Origin of the sequence: Mongoliitalea lutea (assembly GCF_014652135.1) — a bacterium.
GTDB lineage: Bacteria > Bacteroidota > Bacteroidia > Cytophagales > Cyclobacteriaceae > Mongoliitalea > Mongoliitalea lutea.
This window is the reverse complement of the sequence record NZ_BMYF01000008.1, coordinates 184,382-199,122: the sequence shown is the minus strand read 5'-3', so window position 1 is coordinate 199,122 and position 14,741 is coordinate 184,382. Positions and strand designations below refer to the sequence as shown.

Genomic DNA, 14,741 nt, shown 5'->3' with positions numbered 1-14,741 from the left:
ATGGCATAAGCGTTCTGTATTTAAAGGTTAAGGTTGAAATTCTTCCTTTAATATACGAAATTTAGCTTATGCCTATTTTTCAAACATAATACCTTTGCGTGAACCACTCCTTTCGCGAGGAATCTCGAATAATGTTAATTATCAAACCAAAAACCTACATCAAATTTCCCTTCTGCTTTGGATTCTTGTAGGGGGCTGAGGAGGGGGAAGAAGTTGATGCCTGTCAGGACTTCTACCGAATCAATACTCACGGCAAATGCTTTCAGATCCCCACTGGCAGATTCATTTTTCATGATAAAAGCTATTCCTTGAGGGTTTTCTGTGTCTTTTTTAAGGATCACCTTATAAAAGTATTCAGGTATCCGGATGGGACTGTCCCCCATAGCTGGAAGGTTTGCTTGAAGGATCGGGCCGGTGGCTACATATATGCTGTCTTTGTCAGCGGCAAATTTTCGAACCTGATCCTCCAATCTTTTCCATATTCCTCGGTTGAATCCAGGAACTTGAGGGCTTGCATTGGTGAGGAAAAAACTATCATACATACTTTCCGCACTGTAGCCCATATCTGCTGCAGGGGCCAAATGTCCCCTGTCAAATCCAGAATTTCGGTAGGCAGCATCTCGGGGACTATAGTCTCCGAGCCTTCTTTCCATCCTGAAATTACTGGCACGCTCTTCTCCACTTCCTAAGTTGGCCCTGCAAAGCAAATAGCTGACCCATTTGGCGTTTCTAGTAAGCGTGTCAAATTCTAACACAAAGCCTGTATAATCCAAAAAAAAATCTCTGGAAGAGACTTCCGGGACAAAACCCCTGAATTCCTCAGCCACAAAAGACAGGTCAACTGTAGGAACAGGCAACGTTTCTGTTGTTTCGGAAGGAGATATAGGTGGTGTCGGGATTGCCGGTGGTGGAGTCTGGGTGGATGCATTTCCTGAAATCGGCTCCAATGTTTTGCAATTGGTAGTCAATATGAGAATACATGCGACAAGTGATATTTTTTTCATTAGTTGCTGAAATTATAGCGTATACCTATGCTGGCACGCAGATTTGGGTTTCCTAGAAAATAATTTGGCATGGCTTCCAAGAGAATTCCGAATTGACGGTGTTCTTTGATGGGTTTGAAAGTCATGCCTATCGGAAGACCAAATCGAATATCTTCATAAAAACTGTATCCCAGCATCAGTCCAGCATGGATATTGTACCAATCTGATTGGATATAATTTCGGTTAAAATACCCTTCGATGTTAAATGGATAATTTACAATATCAGAAGCCGAGAATCGAAGTTCGCCAAAATTTTTCTTTTCGAAATTAGTACCAATTCCCACCTGACCTATGATTCCTCCATGATAAATACCTGCGTGAATTTTACCAGATTCTTGGGCAAAAGAAAAAAAACTAAGGGTTAAAAGAAGTGATGACAGGAGTGCTTTTTTCATCGTTTGAACAGCTTTGATTATACAGGTAAAAATAGACGATAGCCAAACTAAAACCTAAATAATTATTTTGTTTTTCAAGCAGGAACCTAAAAAAAATTTAAGTATTTTGTAGTCTTCTTAAGCAAAAAAAAATTAGTAACTTTACTCATTAGAATCTTTACATGGATACCTCAACAAAATATAAAATCATTTCGGAAATCATAAAGAGTAATGATGAGCAGGTGTTGAATGCTGTCAAATCACTTTTAAATATAGAAGATGAAGTGGATTTTTGGGAAGAGTTAAGCGAGGCAGACAAAGCGGCTATAGATGAAGGTCTAGAACAGTTAGATGCGGGAAACTATCAGTCTCTTGAGTCTGTTCGTCAGGAAATTAAAAATCGTTTCAATTTTGTAAAATGAAATTGAATATTCGATACTCGCATCGTGCGATGTACGAAGAAATAGCATTATTAGAGTATATTGTACGGAACTTTGGGCAAGAAAAAGCGAAAGAGGTATTTACCTCAATTGAAAGTACTTTAGCCCTGATAGCTGAGAACCCAGAGATGTACCGTATCTCTAACAGACGTCAAGGACTGAGAAAATGCGCTTTCAGTAAAAAGACAAGTATCTACTATCGGATAAAGGATGACCACCTAGAGATTGTGAGTTTTAGAGCTAACAGGAAAAATCCGAAGAAATTTAAAATTTGACTGATTAACTTCATTTTTCCTAAAGTTAGAGACTGACAAGCGGGTAGCTATTTTGCGCTTACCGATTTATTAGAAAGGTACACCTGTCAGGAGATGTATACCCTGACAGGTGTATTTTTTTCATTTAAAGCTTATCAAAAGCCTGCTGGAAATCTTCTTTGATATCTTCAATGTACTCGATTCCCAACGATACCCGAAGCATGGTTGGAGTTACTCCCGCAGCTGCTTATTCTTCTTGGCTTAGTTGCTGATGGGTGGTGGCAGAGGGTTGGATAATCAAGGTTTTTGCATCGCCCACATTTGCTAGGTGAGAGACCAATTTCAGTTCACTGATAAACTGGCTGGTGCTTTCCTTGTTACCTTTTAGTTCAAAACTCAACACTCCTCCAAAGCCATGAGTCAGGTATTTTTTGCCAAGTGCATGATGGGGAGAGGAAGGGAGTCTGGGATAGTTTACTTTTTGAACTTTTGAATGGTTTTCCAGCCAAGTTTATTATATATTTTAAGCTGATTGGATTGGTTTTGTCATCAATCAATAGTAGAAAAACCCCGATTGTCCTATTCAAAATAAAATTCCTTTTTACCTTGATGGATTGAAATGCACAAATCATAAGTCAAGAATAAAAGCTTAAATTAAAATTTTATTTCGTCAACTAAGACACATAAAAAAATAGTATAGTTACTATAAAATAATTTCATAAGTGATTTTAATTCAAGTGCTTGTGGGTGTCTTCTTTTTTTTTTGATTTGTTTAATGTTTACTAGTTAAACATTAAAAACCATCATCATGGGGATGATGGAATAATGTAATCAATAGTTCTTTAAAAAAGCCGATATTCTATTCTCGGCTATTTCTCTTCTGATATGAGATTTGTTGCGGTAATTCTACTATTATTTTCCTGCTCTTCTAAAAATTTAGAGGTATTGGATATTGATTTTATCGATAAAAGTGTTGAGAATGGACATTTCCTATTAGCATTAGATACCTTAGGAAACCTAGGTTCTTTTCATTATGCCACTTTTAGTAGGTTTGATACATTACATTTTGTAACATGGAATGAGTCTTCTCATTCACTTGATTTTTACAATCTTGAAAAAGGATTGTTTAGCCATAGAATTTTTGTTGAAAGTGATGGCCCTTTAGGCTTATCGGATATAGAAGCGATGATGTATGGCGATAATTCAATAATCTTGTTTGATGGAAATGCTAGAAAAGCGTTGGTTGTTGGGCTTGACGGTTCTGTCAAGGCTTTAAATTTCCGGCAAATGGAATTTTATGATGGTCGATCACCTTTAGATTTGTACTATAGTTTTGCATCTGAATTTGGTGCGAAACCTACATGGAAAAATGGTCAAATTTATTTTCCAATAACCAAAAATGTAAATTTTGAAAGCTTGCAGTATTACCAAAATCCTCCTGTAGGCCAATACGATATTCAATCAAACAGCGGAGTTCGCTCTTTTGGGGCTTGGGATAGAGTTTATCTGCAAAAAGATGGTTATTTTGGATTTTTGGGTGAGATATCTTTAAGTGAACATTCAGAAGGTGTAGCCCTATCTTTTCCTATGAGCCCCCGAGTTACGCTATTTGACACAGAAGGTAATTTTCAAAAAGAATTATGGATTGCAACAAGTGATTTTCCCGCGATGTCCAAAGGTCTAAGTAGGTCTAACGACGATTTACAAAAAGAACGGAATCTGGGGATTATAGAGCCTTGGTTTTTGAAGACTATGTATCATCCAGACTTGAATGCATTGATTCGATTTCAAAAAAAGCCCCAAGCACTAAAAAAAGCAGACGGGACTCTAAATACTAATCTATTTGGAAATTGGCTCCTTTTGGTATCCAAAGCTGAAACAAACTATAGTGTGCTTGAAGTATATGAAATAGATGCTAAAGATTTGTTTTTACCCATCTCTTTTCCTTATAAAAATGGTATTCTGATTAAAAATAAAACTGATGAAGAAGAAGATAAAGCATCATTTACCTTTTTTAAGATGGGTTAATTGTTTGGGAGTCATTGGTATATGTGTTGCTTTAGCCGCTTGCAACCAAAAAGGCAGTATTTATGAATACAATGAAGGTCTTGTATTATACCTAAAACAATTACCATTGGATGTTAACCAAAATCAATCGATTGTCTTGATTCCAATTGGAGGATGTTATAATTGTATAGGTCCAGCATTAGATTATTTACAAGACTCGGACCCAAGCGTTGACTTGGTGATCTTCACATCTACTATTCAAGTCGAATTAAAAAGGCAAAGTAACATAGTATTTGATCAGGATGGTAATTTTAAACAGTATGAAACTGGAGTCTTTTCACCTGTAGCTTTTGAATTAAGAAGTGGTGTCGTAGAAAACTTAGTTGATCTAAATTCTTCAAGCAAAGAAGAGTTTAAGATTTTAATTGATAAAGCTTTAGACAAGTGAAAAAAATTCAATTTATACTAGTTATTGTTTTTTGGCTTCCCAATTCTATGAAAGCTCAAACGGACTTTTATTTCTATGGATGTGAGAACTGTACCTTGACAGAGCTGATTACCTTTGGGGACTATAAGGTCGTGAGCTATTTGGAAAAAAGGAATTCCAATAAATCTCGGTTGATGCTTTTGGACAAGCAAAATTTGGGTATTGATACCTTGACAGGTTGGCTAGAAGGGTATCGTCGGATTATAAAGACCGGAGAAAACTCGTTTACTTCTATTGGCAATTCTTCCCTTGACTTTAGCATTCAAGATGGTAAAATAATGATTGACAGGAGTATTGGGATGAGGTATTTTCTTGATGTCAAAGAAAACGGAATGACCATTGATAACCCTATTATTTTTTGGGATAATTGGGTGATTACGCCATTTTTTGAGAGAAAAGAACCTTCCAAGAAGGGTAAAAATAAGGAAGATTCGAAATTATTTGAACGGCAGTTTTTTGCCTTGCCTACAAAAGAACTAAGGTCAAATCCGGATATTACTTCTTCCAGAAAGGATTTTTATGGTGGCAGGGTGCCAGTGGAATCTAACTTCATCATTCATGGCAAAGAAAAAAATCCCTGGTGGAAATTTTACCCTATAACGAAGAAAGTAATCTATGAAGGTCTTCCTTACAGAGATGCCACCTTCGCTGTGAATGGTGGAGGATTACTTATGCTAGAGCGAATGAGTAACTCGCTTTATCTCTTGAGCCAAACTCCTGAGCAGGTACAAGCGAAGCAAATACTGCTCGGGGTGGATACGGTTAAATTTAGATTTTGGGAAGTATTTTCGGATTTAACACGAAAGCAGGATTACCTGCTAGTATGGAATATTTCTGAGAAACACTATGAAATCTGGGAACTGGACATTTCCCGAGGAAGTTATAAAGCCTTAGGTAAAACACCCCATCACCCATACCATATCGAAGATGGACATTATTTCGTAAAATTAGAGACCGACAAGCGGGTAGATATTTTGCGCTTACCCATTTATTAGAAAGGAACACCTGTCAGGTGATGTATGCGCTGACAGGTGTATTTTTTTACATTTAAAGCTTGTCAAAAGCCTGCTGGAAATCTTCTTTGATATCTTCAATATGCTCGATTCCCAAAGATACCCGAAGCATGGTTGGAGTTACTCCCGCAGCTGCTTGTTCTTTTTGGCTTAGTTGCTGATGGGTGGTGGCGGATGGTTGGATGATCAGGGTTTTTGCATCGCCTACATTTGCCAGGTGAGAGACCAATTTCAGTTCACTGATAAACTGACTGGTGCTTTCCTTGTCACCTTTTAGTTCGAAGCTCAACACTCCTCCAAAGCCATGAGTCAGGTATTTTTTACCGAGTGCATGATGGGGAGAGGAAGGGAGTCCTGGATAGTTTACCTTTTGCACTTTTGGATGGTTTTCTAGCCAAGTTGCTAATGCCAAAGCATTCTCTACGGTTCGTTGCACCCGCAGGGAGAGGGTTTCCAATCCTTGTAGCAATAAAAAGGAATTGAAGGGGCTTAAGGCCGGACCAAAATCTCTCAGTCCTTCCACTCTTGCACGGATGGCAAACGCCACATTGGGAAGCCCCAACGGATTGTTTTCTCCAAACACTTCCCAGAAATTCAATCCATGATAGCCTTCCGAAGGTTCGGAGAATTGGGGGTATTTGCCATTACCCCAATTGTAGTTTCCTCCATCGACGATGATGCCGCCTATGGAAGTTCCGTGTCCTCCAATCCACTTGGTGGCAGAGGAAGTAACGATATTGGCACCATGCTTTATTGGTTGGCATAAGTATCCTCCGGCTCCAAAGGTATTGTCTACTACCAATGGGAGATCATATTTTTGAGACAGTTTGGCAAAGGCTTCGAAGTCTGGGATATTGAACTCAGGATTCCCGATAGTTTCCAGGTAGATTGCTTTGGTATGTTCATCAATCAACGGTTCGAAATCCTCTGGATTGTTCCCTTTGGCGAATTTGGCAGTGATGCCGATGCGTTTGAAAGCGACTTTAAACTGATTGTAGGTACCTCCGTAGAGCGAAGGGCTGGAGACAAAGTTTTCTCCTGCCTGTAGGATATTATTCAAGGCCAAAAATTGTGCGGCCTGTCCTGAAGAAGTAGCCACCGCTGCTACTCCACCTTCCAACGCTGCTAGTCGCTGCTCGAAGACATCTGTGGTGGGGTTCATGATACGGGTATAGATATTCCCGAACTCTTTTAGTGCAAACAAATTTGCGCCGTGTTCAGCGGAATTGAAGACATAAGAGGTGGTTTGATAAATGGGAACCGCTCTGGAATTGGTTGCCTTGTCAGGAGCCTGACCTGCATGGAGCTGGAGAGTTTCAAATCGATAAGCCATGGTTATTAAGTTTTAAATGTATGATTAGTAGTTAAATGAATTTACGTAAAACTTAGTGTTAGCGTACACGTCAATTGTTAAAATAGTTGACCTGCTATCTAAAGAAAGGTAAGTGCGTAAGAAAGGGTGGTAAGGAATGTATATCATTGGGTTAAGAATTTATAGTTCCAAGGAAAGCTTGGTGGGAATTGGCACCTTTTCGACGTTTCGAATGGTTGCCAGAGGGTCACGGAGCCCGTCTCTCGCCTCTTCTGTATAAATCCCAACACCTAAAAAGTGAAAGGATGATGCAAAGAAAGGAATGCTTGTACACAAATGCAAATAAAAGTCTACAAAAATTATAGAGTTTATATATTTTATTCAAAACAGGATGTTTTTATGCAGTAAATGCCTAAGCTAATCCGTTTTTCACGGAAACTTTTGAGATTCGATTTTTATTTTACTGCTTTATTCCCCACATTTAAGATTCAAAAAAATCTAGCCATGGAGCTCCAACTATCCACTCCCGCCTTATTATTTTCTGCGATTACGCTCATGATGCTGGCTTTTACAAACCGCTTTTTGGCCATTGCTAATCTCATACGGGGATTGCACAAAAAATACTTGGAAAATCCCGAGCAGGAGATAATTATTGAGCAAATTCACAACTTGAAAAAGCGGTTGAGCATGATCAAATACATGCAGTTGTGCGGAGTGTTAAGTTTCTTGCTCTGTGTGATATGTATGTTTTTGATATTTACCGAAGCTCAGGAAGCTGCTAATTATGTGTTTATTGGCAGTATGTTGGCTTTGCTGGTGTCTTTGGGAATATCCCTCATTGAAATTCTGATTTCCACCCAAGCACTCAACCTCGAAATTCAGGACATGGAGGAATTGTTTCAAAAACGGTCTTCTGGTTTTTGGTTTAAAAAAGATAAAAATGAAAATTAACTTCTTTGGCTTACTCGTATTTCTAAGCTATCTAGCCTGTAGCAGTCCTCAAACTAATACGGACAATGCCATTGCAGATCATCTCCAACATAGCATTGTAGTCACTTCTACGGCAGAGGCGAGAGACTTTTATACTTGGTCACCGGATAGAATCCCCATGGTTTCCGCCCATCGGGGAGGACCATATCCGGGCTTTCCAGAAAACTCTTTGGAGGCTTTCGAAAACACCTTGAAGCATACTCCATCCATCATAGAATTTGATGTAGCATTGACCAAGGATTCGGTGTTGGTCTTGATGCATGACAATACCTTGGATAGGACCACTACAGGAAAAGGTCGTGTGGTCGACCATACCTATGAGGAGATTCAGGAGTTTTTTCTCGTGGATAAAGAAGGAACTATCACCACCTTCAAAGTACCAACTTTGGAGGAAGTTTTGGCTTGGGGGAAAGGGAGAACATTATTTACTGTAGATATCAAGAGGGAAGTGCCCTTTGAAATGATTATAGATGCTATCAAAAAACAGGAAGCTGAAGCATACGCAGCTGTCATCACTTACAGTTTGGAAGCAGCTAAAAAAATCCATCGCTTACATCCGGACTTAATGCTATCTGTAAGCATCCGAAATGAAGAAGAACTCACACGCTTTCAAAGTTCAGGTATTCCTGTGGATCGGTGGATCGCATTCACCGGAACATCCGAAAGAGCTCCTGAATTCAACAAACAATTACACGAACTCGGGGTGTTTACCATCTTAGGCACCCTAGGTAACCTAGACCGAAGTGCTATCGCCCGTGGAGATCAGTTGTATGCAGGTTTTGTACAAAATGGGGCGGACATCCTAGCTACTGATAGACCGATTGAAGCAGCAAAGGCAATAGAAAGTCTCATTCCTAAGGGGAGTTCGAAAGGGAAGTATTTTGGCCAATAGGATAGTTGTGAAGAGACAAGAATCATGATGCAGAAACAAGAGTCAAGATGCAAGAATCAAGTTGCAGAAACAAGAAGCAAGAATCAAGAATCAAGACAGGGTGTGTTGGGGACCAGCGGTTATGGTTTAAGACTGCGCTGTTCGAGATTTGCAATCTCGGGCAAGAGATAAGAAGGATTTGCAATCCTCTAGGGGGATTGAAGTATTGAGGGTGAATAAAATTTAGAATGATGAATGTCGAACGCTGAATGATGAACTTTCAACCGACGATAACTATTGATTCGAGCGAGAGAAGCGAGATGATAGACATTAGACTCTCATCGCTTGGACCTAAGAACCATGTAAAGGGTTACAAAATAATAACCATGGGTTTCAACAAACCCATGGTTGATAAATGAAGATTCATCATCAAGCCTAAAGGGCTTGTACTAACGCTCTCTAGAGTAGAAATCAATAATGCTGCCCCGTCAGGGCAGACACTAAGGTGTAGAGACGTTCTGCCACGGGTCGAGACCCGTGGTTACTGTTGTTTTGCCCTTTCAGGGAAGGGCCTACTCGGAATTTGCACGCTAGACCAAGAGGTTTGGAAGGAGAAGTAACTACGCTGTTCGAGATTTGCAATCTTGGACAAGAGATAAGGAGGATTTGTAATCCTCAAGGGGAATTGAAGTATTGAGGAAGAATAAAATGTCGAACGCTGAATGATGAACTTTCGGCTAACGCTAAAAATAATAAAAAGAATAATCGTATTTCAACCGCAATCGCACTGTGGACAGTCGACAGTAGACCGTCGACCTCTCAAAACTGGCTTCGACTCCGCTCAGCCACCAATCAACTAAACAGTCAATCACTTAATCAACTACTATGACAATCGATCTACGTTCAGACACCCTTACAAAGCCTACTAGAGGTATGTTGGAAGCCATGTGGGCTGCGGAAGTAGGGGATGATGTATTTGGGGAAGACCCCACTGTCAATGCTTTGGAAGCAAAACTGGCTTCACTTTTTGGGATGGAGGCAGGCTTGTTTTGTCCATCTGGCACCATGACCAATCAGATTGCCATCAAGTTAAACACAGGTCCTCATCAGGAGGTCATCTGTCATAAATATTCCCATATCTATTTGTATGAGGCGGGAGGCATTATGACCAATGCCCATGCTTCGGTCAAATTATTGGATGGGCCCTATGGAAAAATTACCGCTTCGGATATTGCAGCAGCCATCAGTCCGGATGATGTGCATGCTTGTGAGACGAGCTTGGTCTCCTTAGAGAATACCATGAATAAGGGAGGCGGCAGTATTTACACCTTGGATGAAGTGCGTCCGATCAGCAGTTTGTGCAGAGAAAAAGGAATTGCCCTTCACTTGGATGGAGCCCGCTTGTTCAATGCCTTGGTAGTGACCGGTGAGAAACCGTTGGATTGGGGAGCGCAGTTTGACACGATTTCTATTTGCTTGAGTAAAGGGTTGGGCTGCCCGATAGGTTCTGTGCTTCTTGGCAGTAAGCAGGCTATCAAGCGTGCCCGTAAAATCCGGAAGTCTTTTGGTGGAGGCATGCGTCAGGCGGGTTACCTGGCTGCGGCTGCGATTTATGCCTTGGATCATCATGTCGATAGACTTTCCGAAGATCATACGCGTGCGAAGGCTATTGGTCAGTTTTTTGAAAAGCATCCCTTGGTATCAGAGGTTTTTCCTGTGATGACCAATATTGTAATTGCCCGCCTGCAAGGAATCAGTCCGGAAGCCATGCTCGAAAAGCTTCGGGAACAACAGATCTTTGCAGTAAAATTCGGTCCAGATCAGATTCGCTTTGTTACCCACTTGGATTTTGGAGATGCGCAGTTGGAGGAGTTTGGGAGGGGTATAGTAGGTATAAATGTTTGATATTATTGAGGATAAGATTGGGAAATGCAAGAGTCATTATAACAAATAAGCCCGTTGAAGACTTTCAACGGGCTTAACATTTGATTTTTCAATAAATTAAAAGCTGAATCCAGTAGTCAATTTGAAGAAAGAGTCATTTCCGGCTACCAAATCAGTTCCAAAAGAGAATCGTGCAAAAGCTCCTCCCTTAGGATTGCTGAACTGCACGTATGGACCTAACCACTGATACACATCTGTTGCCTCAGCAACGTTGGAACCACCTGTGTTAATCAAATGCTCAAAGTGAGCACCCACTGAGAAAAACTCAGTTGCTTTGATACCAAAGTTTGCCCAGTAGTGAAGGTAGGACAAGGTGGTGCCACCTGTTGGGGCTTCATTTCTTAAAGGAGCATAGAAACCCGCATAGATTTCACCTTCAGTTTTGGCTTTATCCAAACCAATAGTCAAATTTGGAACAATACCGTCTCCAAAGATCCCTGCACCAACAGCTCCTTTAGAAAGCAAGCTACCTCCTAAGATACCAATTTGTGGGCTAACACTGATGCCTTCTGCTGGCTCAAACCCTACACCCACACCAAACTCTGTCCAGTTTCCCCAGCCTCCGCCAGAACCTCCTGACCATAAAATACCATAAAAGGTGAAGTCCAACGTGCTGCTAAGACTGTATGAACCTGAGAAGAATGGGTAAAATCCAAAGAATTGATCAGAATTGAGCGTGACATCCATGTTGAATCTACTCTCTTCCTGAGCTGATGCTTGTTGGAAACTCATTCCCAAAAAGCAAACGAACGTAAGCGTGACTGCCGCCGTGATTTTTGTAATCTTGTTTTGCATAAGTTTAATAGGTTGTGTGAAAATTGGTTAAAATTGAGACCTATAAATCAGAATTTTATGTGATTTATTGATTTCTTGGTGTTAAAATTAATCATCGAAATCAAAAATGCAACAAAATATTATTTCGAATGTAAAAAAATTAACTGAAAGTATGTTTCATTGAGAAAAATGCAAAAACCGAGAAAGTCCATTGAATGGGCTAGAATAGGCGATTTTCTAGCTTCCAAATGTTATGGATGGGATGATGGTTGTGGGCAAAATTTTTTTTCGAAAAAAATAAAAAAGAGCGCTTTTGGCGCTCTCCTGTTAAAAGTTTTGGACTGTTTCAATAAAGACCTTGACCTTGTCTGGACTGATATCCGGATAGACTCCATGTCCCAAGTTGGCAATATGACGTGTGCCTTTGAACTGCTCCATCATTAATCGGGTAGCAGCAGCTACTTCTTTGTCACTTCCGTATAATGCAGCAGGGTCAAGATTTCCTTGGAGCGTTTTATCCATACCGATCATGGCTCTGGATTCTGCAATACCCATGTTCCAATCAAGACCAATGGTTTGACAATCCAATTTACCCATAGCTTCTCTTGCGAAGAATGCTCCTTTGGCAAATACCGTCTTAGGAACAGATTGGATAGCGTCGCAGATTTGTGAAATATATTTTAAAGAGAATTCTTCATAATGATTAGGAGGGAGGATACCCGCCCAGCTATCAAACAACTGTACTAAGTCCGCCCCTGCTTCTATCTGAGCTTTGAGGTAATTGATCGTACTGTCTGTAATCATTTGGAGCAGCTGATGGGAGAATTTCGGTTGCGTGTACAATATTGCTCTCGCTTTAGAAAACGTCTTGCTTCCTGACCCTTCGATCATGTAGGCGAAAATCGTCCATGGAGCACCAGCAAAGCCTATCAATGGAACTCTTCCATTCAATGCTTTTTTGGTAATTTTGATGGCTTCTATGACATAGCTTAGATCGTCCACGCCATCAGCAATCCGTAACTTTTTTAAATCCGCAGCTGATTGAACTGTTTCTGGAAACCAAGGTCCTCTTTTTTCCACCATTTCATAGGGTAACCCCATAGCTTCAGGGATTACTAGAATATCTGAAAATATGATGGCTGCATCTACACCCAAAATATCCACCGGTTGAATGGTGACTTCTGCCGCCAGTTCGGGTGTTTGTGCCAATTCAATAAATCCACTAACAGATTCTCTTACCGCTCGGTATTCGGGTAATATTCTTCCAGCCTGTCTCATCAACCAAACCGGAGTTCGTTCTACCGGCTGACCGAGAGCTGCTCGTATCAATAAGTCGTTTTTCAGTTGCATGTCGCAAAGATAGTTCAGTAATATAGTATTTGGCATATACGGGAAAAGAAAAGTCCTGGGTTTGCCAGGACTTTTCTTTTAACTGTATATCTTTAAAATTATTTGTTCAATTTTACGACATCTTCTTCAGTTTTACCAATGAACTCCATTAACGCATTGTAATCTGAAAAATCTAATCGTGCATTGGTGAAATCGGCTGGGATGACTACAATTCGGAATATTTGGTTTCTTGTAAAATCCGTAGGTGCCTGATTTAAAGGGAAATTAGCTTCTAAAAAAAAGCTAAAATCAAACCTGGTAAAGTCAAAATTATAGAGCATAATCCCACTTGGTAGAAAGACTGTTTGCGGCAAAGGTCTCCAGATATCTACTCCATTATCAATTTGCCATAATATGAATGAAGCTATTTTATCTGATGGTTCTATTGCTCTAGTAAACTCAAAAACCTCTCTAAACTCATTGGCCGATGTGAAATTTACATTTTCCACTTCGAATACCTCTGCGAGTATATTAATACCTGGTTGACCTTGAGCACCTTGAGGCCCTGGAAGTCCGGGAGGTCCCATGGGACCTGAACATGATTGAATTCCTGCAAATCCACCTAGGACAAACAGAATAGCGAGTAATTTTCTCATATGGATAGCTTTTGGTAGTTAATGAATGAAAACGACTATTGGCAAGTATTGGTTGCTTAAAATTTTACCACTCCAAATCTATACCAAATTTTCTATGTTATTTGATAGGAGCCATAACCTCCACATGGTCAGGACTAATAATTTTATCAATAAAAATTCCATCCAATTCCAATCCATTTTCCTCGGCAAAAGAGCGGATTTTCTTTTTCACTCGCTCAGGTCCGGGCATCACGAAGCGATTTGCCTGAATCGTAGCGACGATAAATGATTTTTCTTCAAAATTAAGCCTATCCCAATCCCCAAAGAATGCAGGTAGTTCTGTATTCAAGCCTATGTAAACCTCCATCGTATCCAATTTTCCTGCTGGCTCGATTAAATAAATGGTATGGAGCCTTGTCTCTGGGCTTGCTTCTTGTACTTCTTGGATGTCTTTAAAAGCCTTGGCTAGTTTACGGTCTTGGGGCGTTCCCCTGTAATACACCCCCGAAAGTGTCAGATCAAGTGTTTGTATTTCTAAGTTGACAGGATTGAATCCCCCCAATTGGTAGAACCCGATAAAGCCAACACTTATCAGAAATAACACGGCAAATATGAGTAACTTTTTTTTCATCGAAATTAGAATAAGTATCGGATACCAATCCCTCCTTGCAGTCGTAAATGTCCAAATCTATCCAATACTTCCATGAAAAGGCCGATTTCTGCAAATACACTGATAGGTAAATCATTGAAATAGTACTCTGCTCCACCAAATGCTTCCGCACCAAAGTCAATATTGGTTCGATCGTCTCTGAACACCGCTGATGAGATACTTGGATCTGTGTAGGCATAACTTACACCAATGGATCGCAATTGTGCGCCTGCACCTGCATATGCAAGCAAGTAGCCTTCTCCGATATTCAGGTCATCAGTAATGTCTTCATGAAGCATTCCCCGTAAGCTCAACGAAAAACCACTGTTGGCGGCATGAGAAGCATAAAAGGCGTTTGGGGTAGCAGGTCTTCTGTCAAAAGCCCTTCTGTAATAATTAGAGGAATTAGGGCTACCTCTTCCGATCATCGCTTCTAATGCAAACTGATCATCCAAGAATTTTTTATAAGTAATGGTCAAAGGCTCACCTAATCGCAATCCGATCCCATCTTCTTGTGCAAAGCCTAAAAAGGGTAATAGTAAAAAGGCCAACAAAAGAATCTTTTTCATAGAGTATATTGGTTTAGTTTAAATCTGCTGATTTTAACGCACAAAATTAA

At 40.2% G+C, this 14,741-nt stretch carries 16 protein-coding genes, 1 pseudogene and 1 riboswitch; of the genes and pseudogenes, 8 read left to right on the top strand and 9 right to left on the bottom strand.

All coding sequences use genetic code 11. The features are described from left to right. Nucleotides 1-134 precede the first annotated feature (134 nt). Together IE080_RS08500 and IE080_RS08495 are read right to left on the bottom strand one after the other, a co-directional pair. The gene (locus IE080_RS08500) at nucleotides 135-1,004 is read right to left on the bottom strand and encodes a DNA/RNA non-specific endonuclease (protein WP_189580679.1); all 870 of its coding nucleotides are present in this window, start codon (nucleotides 1,002-1,004) and stop codon (nucleotides 135-137) included. Continuing rightward, nucleotides 1,004-1,438, bottom strand: a complete 435-nt coding sequence (locus tag IE080_RS08495) for a hypothetical protein (protein WP_189580676.1) — start codon at nucleotides 1,436-1,438, stop codon at nucleotides 1,004-1,006. Before IE080_RS08495 ends, IE080_RS08500 begins: the two co-directional genes overlap by 1 nt. Nucleotides 1,439-1,599: 161 nt before the next feature. Here IE080_RS08495 and IE080_RS08490 point away from each other — a divergent pair, with 161 nt between their 5' ends. Together IE080_RS08490 and IE080_RS08485 are read left to right on the top strand one after the other, a co-directional pair. Further along, the gene (locus IE080_RS08490) at nucleotides 1,600-1,839 is read left to right on the top strand and encodes a hypothetical protein (RefSeq protein ID WP_189580673.1); all 240 of its coding nucleotides are present in this window, start codon (nucleotides 1,600-1,602) and stop codon (nucleotides 1,837-1,839) included. Beyond that, the gene (locus tag IE080_RS08485; protein ID WP_189580670.1) at nucleotides 1,836-2,132 is read left to right on the top strand and encodes a type II toxin-antitoxin system RelE/ParE family toxin; all 297 of its coding nucleotides are present in this window, start codon (nucleotides 1,836-1,838) and stop codon (nucleotides 2,130-2,132) included. Before IE080_RS08490 ends, IE080_RS08485 begins: the two co-directional genes overlap by 4 nt. Before the next feature lie 124 nt (nucleotides 2,133-2,256). Here the strand turns inward: IE080_RS08485 and IE080_RS08480 are convergent. Beyond that, a pseudogene (locus IE080_RS08480) lies at nucleotides 2,257-2,619 on the bottom strand (PLP-dependent transferase); the annotation flags it as partial. Nucleotides 2,620-3,056: 437 nt separating this feature from the next. Between IE080_RS08480 and IE080_RS08475 the strand changes: the two are divergent. Genes IE080_RS08475 through IE080_RS08465 form a run of 3 tightly spaced genes read left to right on the top strand, consistent with a single transcriptional unit; the run spans nucleotide 3,057 to nucleotide 5,600 of the window. Beyond that, entirely contained in the window at nucleotides 3,057-4,139 is a 1,083-nt protein-coding gene (locus tag IE080_RS08475; RefSeq protein WP_189580667.1) for a DUF4221 family protein, read from the top strand. After that, the gene (locus IE080_RS08470) at nucleotides 4,093-4,566 is read left to right on the top strand and encodes a hypothetical protein (protein ID WP_189580664.1); all 474 of its coding nucleotides are present in this window, start codon (nucleotides 4,093-4,095) and stop codon (nucleotides 4,564-4,566) included. The genes IE080_RS08475 and IE080_RS08470 overlap by 47 nt, the downstream gene beginning before the upstream one ends. Nucleotides 4,567-4,613: 47 nt before the next feature. After that, on the top strand, nucleotides 4,614-5,600 hold the full coding sequence (locus IE080_RS08465; protein ID WP_189580661.1) for a hypothetical protein: 987 nt from the start codon (nucleotides 4,614-4,616) through the stop codon (nucleotides 5,598-5,600). A 52-nt stretch (nucleotides 5,601-5,652) separates the two neighbouring features. Here the strand turns inward: IE080_RS08465 and IE080_RS08460 are convergent, their stop codons facing one another. Further along, nucleotides 5,653-6,951 (bottom strand): O-acetylhomoserine aminocarboxypropyltransferase/cysteine synthase family protein, encoded by a 1,299-nt coding sequence (locus tag IE080_RS08460; RefSeq protein WP_189580658.1) that lies wholly within the window; start codon nucleotides 6,949-6,951, stop codon nucleotides 5,653-5,655. Between the two features lie 156 nt (nucleotides 6,952-7,107). After that, nucleotides 7,108-7,213: riboswitch (SAM riboswitch) on the bottom strand. 221 nt (nucleotides 7,214-7,434) lie between these two features. Here IE080_RS08460 and IE080_RS08455 point away from each other — a divergent pair. The 3 genes from IE080_RS08455 to IE080_RS08445 all read left to right on the top strand — a co-directional run bounded on the left by IE080_RS08455 (nucleotide 7,435) and on the right by IE080_RS08445 (nucleotide 10,696). Beyond that, a complete protein-coding gene (locus IE080_RS08455) occupies nucleotides 7,435-7,881 on the top strand; it encodes a DUF2721 domain-containing protein (protein WP_189580655.1) in 447 nt (148 codons plus the stop codon). Further along, a complete protein-coding gene (locus tag IE080_RS08450; protein ID WP_189580652.1) occupies nucleotides 7,871-8,812 on the top strand; it encodes a glycerophosphodiester phosphodiesterase family protein in 942 nt (313 codons plus the stop codon). Before IE080_RS08455 ends, IE080_RS08450 begins: the two co-directional genes overlap by 11 nt. Nucleotides 8,813-9,676: 864 nt before the next feature. Then, on the top strand, nucleotides 9,677-10,696 hold the full coding sequence (locus IE080_RS08445; RefSeq protein ID WP_189580649.1) for a threonine aldolase family protein: 1,020 nt from the start codon (nucleotides 9,677-9,679) through the stop codon (nucleotides 10,694-10,696). A gap of 96 nt (nucleotides 10,697-10,792) precedes the next feature. On the opposite strand, the gene IE080_RS08440 is transcribed toward IE080_RS08445, so the two are convergent. The 5 genes from IE080_RS08440 to IE080_RS08420 form a co-directional block, all read right to left on the bottom strand. Next, a complete protein-coding gene (locus tag IE080_RS08440) occupies nucleotides 10,793-11,530 on the bottom strand; it encodes a DUF6733 family protein (RefSeq protein ID WP_189580646.1) in 738 nt (245 codons plus the stop codon). 306 nt (nucleotides 11,531-11,836) lie between these two features. Continuing rightward, nucleotides 11,837-12,859 (bottom strand): uroporphyrinogen decarboxylase, encoded by a 1,023-nt coding sequence (gene hemE, locus IE080_RS08435; protein ID WP_189580643.1) that lies wholly within the window; start codon nucleotides 12,857-12,859, stop codon nucleotides 11,837-11,839. Nucleotides 12,860-12,957: 98 nt separating this feature from the next. After that, a complete protein-coding gene (locus tag IE080_RS08430) occupies nucleotides 12,958-13,494 on the bottom strand; it encodes a hypothetical protein (protein ID WP_189580640.1) in 537 nt (178 codons plus the stop codon). Between the two features lie 97 nt (nucleotides 13,495-13,591). After that, nucleotides 13,592-14,104, bottom strand: coding sequence for a hypothetical protein (locus tag IE080_RS08425; RefSeq protein ID WP_189580638.1), 513 nt, complete (start codon nucleotides 14,102-14,104; stop codon nucleotides 13,592-13,594). 5 nt (nucleotides 14,105-14,109) lie between these two features. Next, nucleotides 14,110-14,691: a hypothetical protein gene (locus IE080_RS08420; RefSeq protein ID WP_189580635.1), complete on the bottom strand. Its 582-nt coding sequence runs from the start codon at nucleotides 14,689-14,691 to the stop codon at nucleotides 14,110-14,112. Nucleotides 14,692-14,741: the final 50 nt, after the last annotated feature.